The sequence below is a fragment of the Amycolatopsis sp. NPDC051106 genome, assembly GCF_040682775.1.
GTDB lineage: Bacteria > Actinomycetota > Actinomycetes > Mycobacteriales > Pseudonocardiaceae > Amycolatopsis.
Map to the genome: position 1 here is coordinate 95,979 of NZ_JBFBBQ010000024.1, position 14,491 is coordinate 110,469.

Consider the following 14,491-nt stretch of genomic DNA (forward strand, 5'->3'; position numbering starts at 1 on the left):
GCCCGCGGTCAACACTTTGACAAAGACCTGGCTCGTGCCCCTCAAGGTATGAAGATCCGGTCAGGATCGGGTGGCGACCGTGTCAGTGCGCCTAACCTCGACGCCGTGTGCGCACGTGTACTGGTCGCCGAGGACGACGAGAAGCAGGCCGAGGTCCTCCGGCTCTACCTCGAAAGCGAGGGTCACACCGTCGTGCTGGCCCCGGACGGCCGGGCGGCGCTCGACGAGGCCCGCCGCGAGTGCCCCGACCTGCTGGTCCTCGACGTGATGATGCCCAAGGTCGACGGCCTCGACGTCTGCCGGATCCTGCGCGGCGAGTCCGACGTCGCGGTGCTGATGCTCACCGCCCGCGCCACCGAGGACGACCTGCTGCTCGGCCTCGACCTCGGCGCCGACGACTACCTCACCAAGCCGTACAGCCCGCGCGAGCTGATGGCCCGCGTCCGGACGCTGCTGCGCCGGACAGCGACGCGCAGCGAACCGCCCGACACGGCGTTGCGCGCCGGCGCGCTGCGGCTCGACCCGGTGCGGCACGAGGTGGCGATCGACGGCCGCCCGGTGGAGACGACGCCGGGTGAGTTCCAGCTGCTCGAGACGCTGATCCGGCAGCCGGGCCGGGTGTTCACCCGCCGGCAGCTGCTGGAGCTCACCCGCGGCGACGACCGGTTCGTCAGCACCCGGATCATCGACGTCCACGTGCTCAACCTGCGCAAGAAGCTCGAGCCGGACCCGCAGAGACCCGTCTACCTGCGCACCGTGTTCGGTGTGGGCTACAAGCTGACGGCGGACGATGACGCGTAGCTTCCCCCTCAGGCGCAGTCTCGTCGTCCGGCTGACCGCCGTCTCCCTGCTGATCGCGCTGGGCTCGATCGCCGCGACCGCGTGGCTCGCCGTGCAGACCACCACCCGCGCGATCCAGCAGGAGCAGGGCCAGGCCCTCTCCGGCGACGCGACCATCTACACCGAGGTGCTCGGCTTCGCGGCGGCCAACCACACCTGGGACCAGGTCGGGCCGAAGCTCAAGACGCTGTCGGACCAGACCGGCAGGCGGATCGTGCTGACCACCCTCGACCGCCGCGTCCTCGGCGACTCCGGCGGCGCGCCGGTCACGTTGCCGGTGAAGGCGACCGCGTCGGTCGACCCGCTGCACGTCGACCCGGTGCTGCTGCCCCAGGCGGGCACCAGCGGCATCGACCCGCGCGCGGTGGGCCCGTTCCGGCTGCCCCAAAAGGAACGCGACGACGTCGAAGGCCTGGCCAGGAAGGCCGCCGCCTGCCTCGACCGGTTGGGCATCGCCGGCGAGGTGCGGGAGTCGGCGAGCGGGCGGGCGCAGCTCACCGGGACCGACCCGCTCAGCGTCCGCTACTTCGCGGCCAAGTGCGGGGTCTACGAACTGGCCGTGCCGACCCCGACCGAGCAGGCCGCGCTCGACAGCCTCAACGAAGCCGTGAACCGCTGCCTGCAGAGCCAGGGCGCGGACGCGGTGAAACTGGACCTCGACCTCCAAGTGTTCGGGAGCCCCGCCCAGGGGCCGAGCCGCGGTTGCCTCGACTCGGCTCGCCGCGAGCAGCTCACGCCGTTCGTCGCGCCGCCCGCGCTGCTCTTCACGCTCGGCCCGGGCGGCTCGCAGCTGCCGACGTTCGCGCTGTCGCGGGAGAACCTGGCGCGGATCCTCGCGGTGACCGGCGGCGTGCTGGTGCTGGCGGCCGCGATCACGGTGCTCGTCGCGCGCCGGCTGTCCCGGCCGCTGCGCGCGCTGACCGAGGCGGCGCAGCAGGACCGGCCGGCGCCGGTGAAGTCCCGCGACGAGGTCGGCTACCTCGCCGCCGCCTTCAACGAGCTCACCGCCCGCCGCGAGCGCATCGAGGAGCAGCGCAAGGCGATGGTCAGCGACATCGCCCACGAGCTGCGCAACCCGCTCAACGTCATCCGCGGCCGGCTGGAGGCCGCCGAGGACGGCCACCTGCCGTTCGACCACGCCCTGTCGGCGTCGCTGCTCGAGGAAACCGTGCTGCTGCAGCACATCGTCGAGGACCTGCAGGACCTCGCCGCGGCCGACGCCGGCCGGCTGCGGCTGCACCCGGAGTTCGTCGACGCGGCCGAGCTGGCCGGCCACGTCGCCGCCGCGCACGCCGACCGGGCCGCCGCGGCCGGTGTCACGCTCGGCGTTTCGGCCCACGGCGAGACGGGGTTCGAGGCCGACCCGGTGCGCCTGCGCCAGATCGTCGGCAACCTGGCGACCAACGCGGTCCGGCACACGCCGGCCGGCGGCCGCGTGACGATCCACGTGTCGTCCACTGTGGACGACGTGGTGATCGTCGTCGCGGACACCGGCACCGGCATCGCCGCCGGGGACCTGCCGCACGTGTTCGACCGGTTCTGGCGGGCCGAGAAGTCCCGCAGCCGCCAGACCGGCGGCAGCGGGCTCGGCCTCGCCATCGTGCGGCACCTGGTCGAGGCGCACGGCGGCACCGTGACCGTCGAGTCCGAAGTGGACACCGGCTCGACGTTCACCGTCCGGCTACCGAAGCCGGATCTCCGTGGTGAGGGTGCCGGGGTGCGGGACGCGCAGGACGTGCAGCCGCCGGGCGCCGTCGCGGAGGAAGGTGACGGCGGTGGCGGTGACGGTCGCGCCGAGGGACGTGCCCCAGCCGATCGTGATCGTCGTGCGGCCGCGGCGGATCGTCAGCCCTGACGCCGTCGCGCTCGCGCCGGCACCGTGGGCGACCGGCGTGCCGTCGGCGAACCGCACGTCGTCGCCCGGGTGCAGGACCAGCGGGATCTGTTCGGTGAGCGGGGTCGTGCCGCGGACCGCGCGGGTGACGGTGTCGCGCGTGATCGTCAAGTCCGTCCGGATCCGGGTGTCCAGGCCGTACCGGACGATGACCGGTGCGGAGCCGGGCACCTTCCGGGTGCCGTCCCACGCGCGGTCGCCGATGGCGTACGTCGCGTCCAGCAGGCCGCGGGCGTCCGGGGGGCCGTTCGGGAGCAGGCTGGCCCAGCACTGCGTGTCGTCCTGCTGCGAGTGGACGACCATGCCGGCCCGCGGGTGCCACAGCATGCCCTGCGCGCCCCGGACGTAGCTCGACGGCCGGGTGCCCCAGAACCCGGCGAGGTAGAGCTGCGGCCGCCGCACGTAGACGTACGTCTGGTTCAGCCCGGCGTCCCGGCGCTGGACGGCGAAGTCGGTCGAGCGCAGGTACGGCAGCGGCCGGATCGACGCCTGCTTCTCGCCGTGCGACGGGAAAGCCTCGCCGTAGGAGACGTGGGCGAGGGATGCGCGGCGAGGTGTCCTGTTTGGCCGGTTCGATCGCCGGGCCCGGCGTCTTCGCCCACTGCCGGCGCGTCTCGGCGCGGTCCTCGCGGGTGGTGAAGAACGCGGCCAGGTCCGGGACTTCCGGCACGAACAGCGAGCCGAGGTTGGTCCGGTCGGGATCCGGGATGACGTCGTCGTAGCAGGAGACGTGCGTGCGGCTCGACGTCGCGACGTAGGTCAGCGAACCGGAACCGTCCGGTTCGCGGACGACGTTGTAGCCGAACCAGTCCGCGAACTTCCGGGCCATCCCCACGACCGTCCGGTTGCGGGTCAGCGCGTAGACCTCGGCGAGCTCCGGGAGCATCACCTCGAAGTTGTAGTTGACGTCCATCCCGGTCGGCTCGTAGAAGAACCCGGCCGGGCTCTGGCCGTTCACCGCGAGGTACTCGATGCGGTCGTGCAGCTTCCGGGCCAGCTCGGCGTCCGGGTTCAGCTTCAGCGCCAGCTGGGAAGACGACAGCCCGGACGCGTTCTGGTTGGCGTACTCGACCGGGTGCGCCCAGATCGGGTTGGCCGGGTCGAGGAACCACGTCATGCCCTGGTGCAGCGCGGCTTCCAGCTGCGCGCGCCGGGCGGGCAGCGCGTTGACCTGCCGCAGGTTGGCCAGGGTCTTCGCGAGGTAGCCGAGGCCGAACCCGGTGGCGGCCTTGGACTTCTCGGTGATCGAGTACTCGGGGAACGAGCCATCGGCGTGCTGCAGGTTCAGGTAGTGCGCGATCGCCGCGTCGAGCTGGTTCCGCAGGGCGGGATCCAGGTGGTACGGGTTCCACGGCCGCCGGTTCGCGTAGAACCAGCTCAGGGTGTAGACGTGCTCCTGGACGCGGGCGTTGTACGGCTCGCTCGGCGTGCGCCACCAGCCACCGCCGAAGAAGCCCAGCGTGGCGGGATCGGTGCTGACATCGTTGACAATGCCCGGCAAAAGGGCGAGGTAGGGCGCGAAGCGCTGCTCCAAGGGCGAGAAGAGCCGCCGGTCCGGGGCGCCGGGCGGCAGCGGGGCGAGCGGCGGGAACGGCCCGGCCGGCGGCGGCACGGCGCCCGAGGCCGTCCCCGCGCCGGCGATTCCCAGCAAAGCGGCGGCGGTGGCTCCGCCGAGGAAGGTTCTGCGATCGATCACGACTGCCTCCCAGCAGTTCGGCAGCACTAGCCTTTGAGGCCGCTCTGGGCGAGCCCTTCGACGAACTGGCGCTGCGCGATGATGAACACGACCAGGACCGGCACGACCGTGGTGGTCGCGGCGGCGAGCTGGACGTTCCAGAGGTGACCGCCGTAGACGTCGACGTACTGCGTCAGCGCCACCGGCAGCGTGAACATGCTCTTGTCGGTCAGGTACACGAGGGGTTCCAGGAAGAAGTTCCACGTGTTGAGGAACGTGAAGATGGCGACCGCGGCCAACGCGGGCTTGGCGATCGGCAGGGCGACGCGCCGGTACAGCCCGAACCGCGAGAGCCCGTCGAGCCGGCCGGCTTCTTCGAGTTCGCCCGGGATCGTGATGAAGAACTGCCGCATCACGAACGTCGCCAGCACGCTCGGTGCGCCGAAGATCGGGACGACGATCAGCGGCCAGTGCGTGTTGGTCAGCCCGAGGTCGTCGACCAGCCGGAACAGCGGGATGATCGTGACCTCGCTCGGCACCATCAGCCCGATGAGGATCAGCCCGAACACCTTCTCGCCGCGGAACCGGATGCGGGCGAACGCGTAGCCGGCCAGCGAAGAGAAGAACATCGTGCCGAGCGTGACGAGCACCGCGATGTAGAGGCTGTTGAAGTACTGCTGCGCCAACGGGAAGTCCGTGAACGCGGTCCGGTAGTTCTCCCACCGCGGGGACGCCGGGAACAGCTTCGGCGGGTACGCGAGCACCTCGTTGGCCGGCAGCAGCGACGCCGTGATCATCCACCAGGTGGGGAACACGAACGGCACGGCCAGCACGACCAGCACGGCGTAGCAGGCGATCTTGGCCCTACGACTCATGGAACACCCACCGCTTCCGCATCCGCCACTGCAGCAGCGTGAGCACGAGGATGACGAGGAACAGCACGACGGCCAGCGCGGACCCGTAGCCGAGGTCGTGGTTGGCGAAGGCCTGCTGGTAGAAGTAGAACACCAGCACGTTAGTGCTGTCCGCGGGACCGCCGAGGGTCAGCACCTGGATCTGCGCGAACACCTGCAGCGCGCCGGCCACGGTGATGATCGCCGTCAGCAGCGTCGTCGGGCTGATCATCGGCAGGATCACCGAGCGGAACCGGCGCCACGGCCCGGCACCGTCCAGTTGCGACGCCTCCATGATGGACGCCGGAATGCCTTGGAGAGCCGCGAGGAACAGCACCATGTTGAGCCCGACGTTCTTCAGCACCTGCACCACGATCACCGACAGCATCGCCGTGCTGTTGCCGCGCAGCCAGTTCGGCCCGTCGACCCCGATGGTCTGCAGCAGTGCGTTGATCCCGCCGTTGTCCTGCAGGAGGAAGTTCCACACGATCGTCCACGCGACGAGCGTGACGACCACCGGCGAGAAGAAGACCGTCCGGAACACCGTGGTGCCGCGCAGCTTCAGGTTGAGCAGCAACGCCAGCGAGAGCGCGAGCGCGAGGTTCAGCACGACCAGGCCGACGCAGAAGATCGCCGTGGCCCGGGCGACCTTCGGCGCGGTCGGGTCGTCGAAGAGCTTCGCGTAGTTGTCCGCGCCGGCGAACGCCGACGTCCCGGCTAGCAGGTTGACGTCCTGGAAGCTGTACCAGACGACGGCGGCCAGCGGCGCCACCACGAAAGCGAGGAAGCCGAGCGCCTGCGGGGTGATGAAGATCCACCCCGCCAGCGCGTCCCGCCGCGACTGCGTCCAATAAGGACTTCGCGGCCGGGCGGGGACGCGCACGGCGGGCCGCTCCGACGTCACGGTCACCGGCTCAACGCGGGGTCGATGGCCTGGCACACCCCGGCCAGCGCGGCGGGCACGTTCGCGTCCGGCTTCCACATCGGGTCCAAAGCGGACTGCACGAGCGACGCGATCCGCGCGCTCCCGGTGTGCGACGGCAGCACCGCGCCGGTCTTGATTCCGTTCACCACGACGTTCTGCAGCTGGTCTTGGCTGAACAGCGGGTTCGCCTTGGCGAGGGTGGCCGCGTTGAGCAGGCTGTCCCGGGCCGGCGGGAAGTACTGGCCGAGCTTCGCGGAGTTGGCCGGGTTGGTGAAGAACGCGAGGAAGTCCGCGGCGGCCTTGGCGTGCTTGCCCTTCACCGGCACGCCGATCCCGGCCTGCCCGATGACCTGCGCGTTCGCCTTCGGCCCGGCGGGCAGCGGGACGATGCCCCACTCGAACGGCTTGGCCTTCAGCAGCCCGGCGCGGCTGATCTGCGCGATCGTCAGGCCGCTTTCCCCGGCGAAGAAGTCCGCCGTCGTGCCCGGGCCGGGCAGCGCCTTGTCGGTGAAGATCGCCTCGTGCAGGAACGTCATCGCGGACGTCATCTCCGGGGTCGAGAACCCGCAGGTCTTGCCGTCCGGGCCCCACGCGTCGGCACCGAAGCCGCGCCACACCGAAGCCAGCAGCACCCACTGCTTGTACTCGAACTCGCGGATGACGAGGCCGGCCTTGCCGGTGTCCTTCGCGGCGACCTGGGTGGCGATCTGCCGGGCGGCGTCCCAGGTCCACCGTCCACTCGCGACCAGCTGGTCCGGGGTCTCGGTGATCCCCGCCTGGGTGAGCAGGTTCTTGTTGTAGAACATGCCGAACGGCGACGTCGAGAACGGGTAGGCGTACAGGCCGCCGTCCTTGGTCCACAGCTTCGTCGCGGACGGGACCAGCTCGCCGGCGTTGTAGCCGGCGGCCGCGTCCAATGTGGGCTTCAGGTTGGCCAGCGCACCGGACTGCACGAAGTCGGGGGCGTCGCGTTCGAGGATCCACGCCAGGTCGGGCGGGTTGCCGCCGGAGAGCTGGGTGGTGAGCGCGGCCGAGTAGGCACTGGTGTCCCCCGGGACGACGTCGAACTTGACCGACGCGACCTCCGGGTGGGCCTGGCGGTACTCGGCGGCGATGGAGTCGAAGAGGGCGAGCTGGTTCTTGTCGGTCGTCCAGACCGTCATGCGCAGGGCGATGTTCTGGTCGTCGCCGGCGCCGCCCGAGCACGCCGTCGAAGCCAGTGCGACGGCGGACAGGGCCGCGGCGAGCAGCCGGATTCTCCGGTAGGCCACGATGCCTCCTGGTTATTCGAATTATCAGCGACCGTAAGTGCCGCCGCCAGTGCTGTCAACAGGCCGTTCGGCCTCAGCGGGAGTCTGTTGTGGAGGGTTTCGCCGTGGTGGCGCCCTCGTGGATCGTGCACGGCAGCAGCAGCTGCCGGGGCTCGGGGTTCTTCAGCAGCCCGACGAGCACGCGCACGGCGTGCCCGCCCATTTCGTGGCGCGGGATGCGGAACATCGACCAGTCCGTGGCGGTGCTCGGCACGGCATGCACCTGGGGCTGCTGCGACGGATCCGCGTCGCCCAGCACCACGATCGACAGGTCTTCGGGCACCTTCAGGCCGAGGTCGTGCGCGCACGCGAGGATGCCGTCGGCCATCGCCGAGCTCTCGACGAGCAACGCCGTGACGCCCTCGTCGAGCACCTGCCGCAGCGCGATCGCCGGGTCCTCTTCGAGGAACACCAGCGGCGGCCGGCGTCTCTTGCGCGCCGCCGCTTCGTACCCGCTGCGGCGGTCGAGCGTCGGCTCGTTCTCCTCGGTCACGCTGAGCAGGCCGATCCGCCGGTGCCCGAGGTCCCACAGCCGCTCGTGGACCTCACGGGTGGCCGCGACGTAGTCCGCGCCGACGTAGCTGATCGGCCCGGTCGGCGACTCGCGGCGCCCGACGAACACGAACGGGAACTGCTCCTCGACGAGCTGCGCGAGCTCCTGCGGGTCGTTGTGGCGGCCGAGCAGGATCGAGCCGTCGGCGATGCGCAGCCGGTTCGTGCCCGCCTCGTAGATGCGGCGGCGCCCGTCGCGGCGGCCACCGCTGGTGAACAGCAGCAGGTCGAAGCCCTGGGCCTCGGCCTCCTCCTCGATGCCGAGCAGGAACGGCCGGTAGAAGTCGGCCACGCCGGACGGGAACACCGACTCGTAGGTGAAGACGCCGAGGATCTGGTTGGTCCCGCCGCGCAGCCGGCGCCCCATGATGTCCACGGTGTAGCCGGTTTCGCGGAGCACCTGCTGCACGCGGTCGCGGGTCTCGGGGGTGATGCGCAGGCTGTCGGAGCCGTTGAGCACCATCGAGACGACGGCCTGCGAGACGCCGGCCAGGCGCGCCACCTGGGCCTGCGTGACCCGGCCCGAACCCGCCGTCATCCGTGACTCCCTCCAGCGTGACTCCGTCGAACCTTACCGGCGGCACTTCAGTACCCCCGCACTTCCGGCCACCGGCGTTCCACTCCGGCGGCGTCCAGCACACGGGCGAAGTCTTCGAAGAGGCGCGGGTCGGTCTTCACGTCCCGCGGTTCGACGTCCTCGGTGAGGGCGAACGCGGCGAGCAGCCCGGCGACCTCGCCGATGTTCCACTCCACCGGGTGCAGCCGGAAGCAGCCGTTGGTGATGTGCGTGGTGCCGATGTTCTTGCCGGCGGGCAGGAGGTTCTTCGTGCGGACGGGCAGCAGCGCGCCGAGCGGGATCTCGTAGGGCACGCTGGCGACGTCGATGTAGTTGTCCCCGCCGGTCGACGGGTGCAGGTCGATCCGGTAGCTCCCGACCCCGACGGCGTCCTCGCGGCGGACGCGGCCGTCGACGCCGAGGATCTCGGCCGAGACGTCGTGCTCGGTGACAGTCGTGACGGCCTTGATGCGCCGCGCTTCGCGGACGTAAGCGGACTTCGCGAGGCCGTCCTTCGTGTCGGTGACGTCGGGGCGGAGCTTGAGACCGGGGAAGCCGGTGCCGCCGTCCGCGCGGGGCGCTTCGGTCTGCAGCCAGTACAGGACGGACAGGCTCAGCTGCTTGGCTTCGTGGTGCGCCTCGGCGACATCCGCTTCGGTCGTGTGGCCCGGGATCGTCAGCGCGGGCTTGAGCCAGTAGTCGTTGAGCGGCCAGTTGACGAGCGTGATGTCGGAGTCGAAGGCACCGTCGGTGTGCAGGTTGCGGGCCAGGATGCGGCGGAACGCCCACAGTTCCTTGTCGCCGGCGTCGGCGCTCTGGTCGGCGCTCACGGCGAGCGGGTCGCCCGGCGGGTTCGGGACGAAGGTGCGCTTGACGGGCTCGAGCGTCCGCGGGTCGGGCGCGACGAAGCCGAGCAGCGGGCCGGGCCAGAAGTCCGGCTGGTAGTCGCGCCAGAAGCCGTACATCTCCGGCTTGTCGATGACGTGGTTTTCGCCTTCGTGGTGGGAAACCGCGAAGCAGTAGGTGATGCCTTGCAGGTTGGCCGGGTCGGCCTGCTCGGGCGCGTTCGGTTCGCCGTGCTCACTGCGGGCTTCGGCGCCGGTGACGTGCTCGGTGCCGGTGAGCGGCAGGAGGTCGCCGTTCTCGGTGGCGTCGAGGACGTACTGGGCTTTGACGGTGACGCGGTCTTCGCCTTCGAGGACCACGGCGTCGACGCGGTCGCCGGTGGTGTGCGCCGCGACCGGGCGGTGGTGGCGCAGGACGTGGATCCGCCCGGCGCTGACGTGCGGCGCGAGCATGGCCTCGAGGACGGCCAAGGCGACGCGGGGTTCGTGGCAGAGCTTGCTGACCCTCCCCGCGCCCGGGTTCAGCTCCGGGCGCTTCGCGGCTTCGGCGCGCAGCGGGTAGTGGCGGCGGTAGTGGTCGCGGATGCCCGCGCGCAGGTCGCGGTAGGTGCGGGTGGAGCCGAACCGCTCGATCCAGGGGTTCTCGTCCGGCGGCACGGCCTGGGCGGTGAGCTGGCCGCCGACCCAGCCGGTCTCCTCGGTGAGCACGACCCGCCGGCCGCAGGACGCCGCGGCCAGCGCGGCGGCGACCCCGCCGAGTCCCCCGCCGACCACCAGAATCTCCGTGTCCAGTTCCCTCATGAAGCCTTCCTCGCCGCTGATAATTCGAATTACTACGCGGGTATGGTGCGCCCGGCCAGGGACGGACGTCAAGAGTCAGAACCAGACAGAAAGGGTCGGCTCACGTACCCAGGGAGTCGGCTCGCGTACCTGGAGGGTCGGCTCACGAACCGACCGTCTGGATACGCGAGCCGACTGTCCAGGTACGCGAGCCGACCCTCCGGGTACGGCTACAGGGGGAGGCCGGCGTAGTTGTCGGCCAGCTCGGTGGCCGCGGACACCGAGCTCACCGTGCGGCGGAGTTGCGAGAGCTGGAGCTGGGCGTCGAAGTCGTCGCCGTGGCGGTGCAGCATCGACGTCATCCACCACGAAAAGTGCGTGCACCGCCAGACTCGCCGCAAAGCCGTCTCCGAGTACGCCGCCGCAAGCGTGTCGTCGCCGCGGAACGACGCCGTCAACGCGCGTGCCAGCAGCGCGACGTCGGCCACGGCCAGGTTCAGCCCCTTCGCCCCCGTCGGCGGCACGATGTGCGCGGCATCCCCGGCCAGGTACAGGTTCCCGTGCCGCATCGGCGTCGACACGAAACTCCGCATCGGCAGCACGCTCTTCTCCGTGATCTTGCCCGTCTGCAGCGTCCAGCCGGGGAACGCGAGCCGCGTGGACAGCGCCGTCCAGATCCGGTCGTCGCTCCACTCGGCGATGTCCTCGTCCGGCGCGACCTGCAGGTAGAACCGGCTCACCCGCGGCGAGCGCATGCTGTGCATCGCGAAGCCGTCCGGGTGCCAGGCGTAGACGAGCTCGTCGGCCGACGGCGCGACGTCGGCCAGCACGCCCAGCCACGCGAACGGGTACGCCCGCTCCCACACCTGAGCGTCCGGAATGGACAGCCGGCTCGGCCCGTGGAACCCGTCGCAGCCGACGACCACGTCCGCGTCGATCCGCCGCGCCGCGCCGTCCGCGTCGACGAAGGTCACGTACGGCGAGCCCGTCACGTCGTGCAGGGCGACGTCCGAAGCCGAGTAAAACGCCGGACGGCCCGCCTTCTCCCTCGCCACCATGAGGTCCTTGGTGACCTCGGTCTGCCCGTAGATCGTCACCGACCGGCCGACGAGGTCGACGAAGTCCAGGTGGTGCCGCTCGCCGGGCCACTGCAGGTGGATGCCGCGGTGCTCCATGCCTTCGGCGTCGAGCCGGTCGCCGAGGCCCACCGAGCGCAGCAGCTCGACCGTGCCTCCCTCGAGCATGCCCGCGCGGATGCGCGCCTGGACGTACTCGGGGGTCTGCCGTTCGAGCAGCACCGAGTCGACGCCTTCGAGGCCGAGCAGGTGGGACAGCAGCAGCCCGGCCGGGCCGGCGCCGACGATGACGACCTGGGTGCGCACGGCAACGTCCTTTCACGCGGAGACGTCGAGCATGGAACGCCCGCCGCGCGCACTCTACGACATTCTCATTCAGTGAGAGGAATTCCCCATCGCACGCGAGACCCCGCGCGCGGCGGCGCGCAACGCCGGGATCTGCATCCGCGCGTCCCGGTCGTTGGGCACGATCACCGACAGCGCCGCGACGACGGCACCGCCCGGCCCCCGCACCGGCACGGCGATGCCCGTCGTCTCTTCGTCGATGAACCCCGCGCAGAACGCGTAGCCGTCGCGCCGGACGTCGGCGAGGAACCGCCGCAGCCGCGCGGGGTCGGTCAACGTCGTGCGCCGGAACGCCTCCAGCGGGCCCGCCAGCACCTGTTCCTGCAGCTCGGCGGAGGCGTGGGCGAGCAGCACCAGCCCGGACGACGACGCGTGCAGCGGCAGCCGGCCGGCCACGCGCGTCACGTTCACGACCGCGCCAGGCGCCGACAGCCGCTCGACGAACAGCACTTCGCGGTCCTCCAGCACCGCGAGCTGGGTGTGGTGCCCGACGACGGCGTGCAGGTCCTCCATGAACGGCATCGCCGCTTCGCGAAGCCCGAGCGTCGGCGACGCGCGCGACGCGAGCTCCCACAACCGGACCCCCACGCGGATCCTCCGATCGGGGTCGCGGCGCAGCCAGCCGTGCCCCACCAGCTCGTCGACCAGCCGGGACGCGGTCGCGACGTGCAGGCCAGCCCGCCGCGCGATGTCGGTGACCCGCAGCGCCGGCGTGTCCGGCCCGAAGGTCTCGAAGATGCGGACGACGCGCGAGAGCACGGACTCTCCCTGCGCCGGCTTGGTCATGTCAGGCAGTGTGCCCCACCCGAGCGGGGCACACTGCCCGGCGTCACGGCAGCGAGTTCAGGAACGGCTCGTGGCTGTTCTGGAACTCCCAGTTGTAGTACTTGTCCCAGTTGATCGACCACGTCATCAGCCCGCGCAGCGCCGGCGACGTCCCGCCGCGCAGCGTGTACGAACCGCAGCCACTGCCCTTGACCAGGCAGTTCACCGCCGTCTGGACGTCCGCGGGCGACGTGTAGCCGTTGCCGGCGCTGACCGCCGCCGGCAATCCGATCGCGATCTGGTCCGGCCGCAGCCCGGGGAAGAACTGCCCGGTGTTCGCCACGGTGAAGCCGGCCTTGAGCATGTCGGTCATCGCGATGTGGAACTCGGGGCCACCCATGTTGTGGTACTGGTTGTCGAGGCCCATGACCGGGCCGGAGTTGTAGTCCTGGACGTGCAGCACGGTGAGCGCGTCCCGCAGCGCGTGGATCACCGGCAGGTAGGCGCCGGTCCGCGCGTCCCCGGCGCCCGAGCCGCCGTAGAACTGGTAGCCGACCTGCACGAAGAACGTTTCCGGCGCCATCGTGAGCACGAAACCCGAGCCGTACTTGGCCTTGAGCGACTTCAGCGCGGAGATCAGGTTGACGATCACCGGCGTGGTCGGGTTGCGGAAGTCGGTGTCGCCGGCGTTGAGCGAGAGCGAGTGGCCCTCGAAGTCGACGTCGAGGCCGTTGAGGCCGTATTTGTCGATGATCGCCGAGACGGAGCTGACGAACTTGTCGCGCGCGGCGGTGGTGGTCAGCTGGACCTGGCCGTTCTGCCCGCCGATGGAGATCAGGACCTTCTTGCCCTGCGCCTGCTTGGCCTTGATGGCGGCGGTGAAGTCCGCGTCGCTCTCGACGTTCGGGCATTCGGTGGCCGGGCAGCGGTTGAAGCGGATGTCCCCGGACGTGACGGACGTCGGCTCGCCGAACGCGAGATCGATGATGTCCCAGGCGGCGGGGACGTCGGCCATCCGGACGTAGCCGGAGCCGTTCGCGAAGCTGGCGTGCAGGTAACCGACGAGCGAGTGCTTCGGCAGGCCGGTGTCGACGCAGCCGGTGGTGGTCGCGCTGGTCGCCGGACTCTTCGGTGATTCACCTGCGGAGTTGTACGCGGCGACGGCGTAGCTGTGGGTTTCGCAGGCCTTCAGGCCTCCGATGGTGGCGCTGGTCCCGGTGACGGTCGCGACGGCGGTGCTGCCTTCGTAGACGCGGTACCCGGTGACGGTGCCGGCGGCGGCACCCCAGCTCAGCGCGATGGAGTTCGTGGTGGCTGTTGCTTGAGGGGTGCCGGGCGCACCGGGCGTGCCGGGGGTACTGCCGCCGGGACCGTCGAGGACGACGTCGTCGGCGTAGTAGGTGCCCGCGCCGTACCAGCCGTGGAGGTAGAGCTGGGCGGAGGTCTGGTTGCCGGTGGTGAAGGTGAGGGACAGCTGGTTGTAGGCGCCCGCGTTGCCGGACCAGGTGGAGGCGCCGCCGGTGATGCCGAGGTAGACGGGGTTCCCGCGCACCCAGGCGGAGACGGTGTAGGTGGTGTTCGGCTGAACGGACACGGTCTGCGAGCACTGGGCGTAGTCGGCGCCGACGGGCGTGGCGGCGAGGGCGTACCCACCACCGTGCACGGGCGTGCTGACGGCGGTCGCGTTGGCACAGGTCCAGCCGGAGAGCGAGCCGGCTTCGAAACCCGGGTTGGTGAGGAGGTTGGCCGCCTCGGCGGGACCGGCCGCGAGACCGGAGAGCGCGAGCACGAAGGCGGCGAGGGTTGCGGACAGTCTGGAACGCCTCATCGGGTCCTCCAGTCGGGGAGATACCGATATTGTCTAGACCAATATGTAAAATGTCCAGACCAACTAAGGGTGACGGCCGGCCGCGCGACACCGGTGACGGCCGGCCGCGCGGCGCCGGTGACGACCGGCCGCGCGGCGCCGATGCGGGTATACGTGCCCGGCTTGCGATGCAGTGAATGACTCATTCCTGGCACCGGACGCCAGGAA

At 70.7% G+C, this 14,491-nt stretch carries 10 protein-coding genes; 2 read left to right on the forward strand and 8 right to left on the reverse strand.

The genetic code is table 11. The features are described from left to right. The first annotated feature begins 105 nt into the window (after nucleotides 1-105). Together AB0M83_RS20185 and AB0M83_RS20190 are read left to right on the forward strand one after the other, a co-directional pair. The gene (locus AB0M83_RS20185) at nucleotides 106-801 is read left to right on the forward strand and encodes a response regulator transcription factor (protein ID WP_364519078.1); all 696 of its coding nucleotides are present in this window, start codon (nucleotides 106-108) and stop codon (nucleotides 799-801) included. Next, on the forward strand, nucleotides 791-2,695 hold the full coding sequence (locus tag AB0M83_RS20190; protein WP_364519080.1) for a HAMP domain-containing sensor histidine kinase: 1,905 nt from the start codon (nucleotides 791-793) through the stop codon (nucleotides 2,693-2,695). The genes AB0M83_RS20185 and AB0M83_RS20190 overlap by 11 nt, the downstream gene beginning before the upstream one ends. Nucleotides 2,696-4,456: 1,761 nt before the next feature. On the opposite strand, the gene AB0M83_RS20195 is transcribed toward AB0M83_RS20190, so the two are convergent. The 8 genes from AB0M83_RS20195 to AB0M83_RS20230 form a co-directional block, all read right to left on the reverse strand. Then, a complete protein-coding gene (locus AB0M83_RS20195) occupies nucleotides 4,457-5,284 on the reverse strand; it encodes a carbohydrate ABC transporter permease (protein WP_364519082.1) in 828 nt (275 codons plus the stop codon). Beyond that, on the reverse strand, nucleotides 5,274-6,212 hold the full coding sequence (locus AB0M83_RS20200) for a sugar ABC transporter permease (protein WP_364519084.1): 939 nt from the start codon (nucleotides 6,210-6,212) through the stop codon (nucleotides 5,274-5,276). The genes AB0M83_RS20195 and AB0M83_RS20200 overlap by 11 nt, the downstream gene beginning before the upstream one ends. Then, the gene (locus AB0M83_RS20205; protein WP_364519086.1) at nucleotides 6,209-7,498 is read right to left on the reverse strand and encodes a sugar ABC transporter substrate-binding protein; all 1,290 of its coding nucleotides are present in this window, start codon (nucleotides 7,496-7,498) and stop codon (nucleotides 6,209-6,211) included. Before AB0M83_RS20205 ends, AB0M83_RS20200 begins: the two co-directional genes overlap by 4 nt. A gap of 73 nt (nucleotides 7,499-7,571) precedes the next feature. Beyond that, complete coding sequence (locus tag AB0M83_RS20210; RefSeq protein WP_364519088.1) at nucleotides 7,572-8,627, reverse strand: LacI family DNA-binding transcriptional regulator; 1,056 nt, start codon at nucleotides 8,625-8,627, stop codon at nucleotides 7,572-7,574. Nucleotides 8,628-8,674: 47 nt separating this feature from the next. Beyond that, on the reverse strand, nucleotides 8,675-10,291 hold the full coding sequence (locus AB0M83_RS20215) for an FAD-dependent oxidoreductase (RefSeq protein ID WP_364519089.1): 1,617 nt from the start codon (nucleotides 10,289-10,291) through the stop codon (nucleotides 8,675-8,677). A 209-nt stretch (nucleotides 10,292-10,500) separates the two neighbouring features. Beyond that, entirely contained in the window at nucleotides 10,501-11,652 is a 1,152-nt protein-coding gene (locus AB0M83_RS20220; protein ID WP_364519091.1) for a 4-hydroxybenzoate 3-monooxygenase, read from the reverse strand. Nucleotides 11,653-11,721: 69 nt separating this feature from the next. Then, the gene (locus AB0M83_RS20225) at nucleotides 11,722-12,477 is read right to left on the reverse strand and encodes an IclR family transcriptional regulator (RefSeq protein ID WP_364519093.1); all 756 of its coding nucleotides are present in this window, start codon (nucleotides 12,475-12,477) and stop codon (nucleotides 11,722-11,724) included. A gap of 43 nt (nucleotides 12,478-12,520) precedes the next feature. Then, nucleotides 12,521-14,284, reverse strand: coding sequence for a glycoside hydrolase family 18 protein (locus AB0M83_RS20230; protein WP_364519095.1), 1,764 nt, complete (start codon nucleotides 14,282-14,284; stop codon nucleotides 12,521-12,523). Between the last annotated feature and the right edge of the window lie 207 nt (nucleotides 14,285-14,491).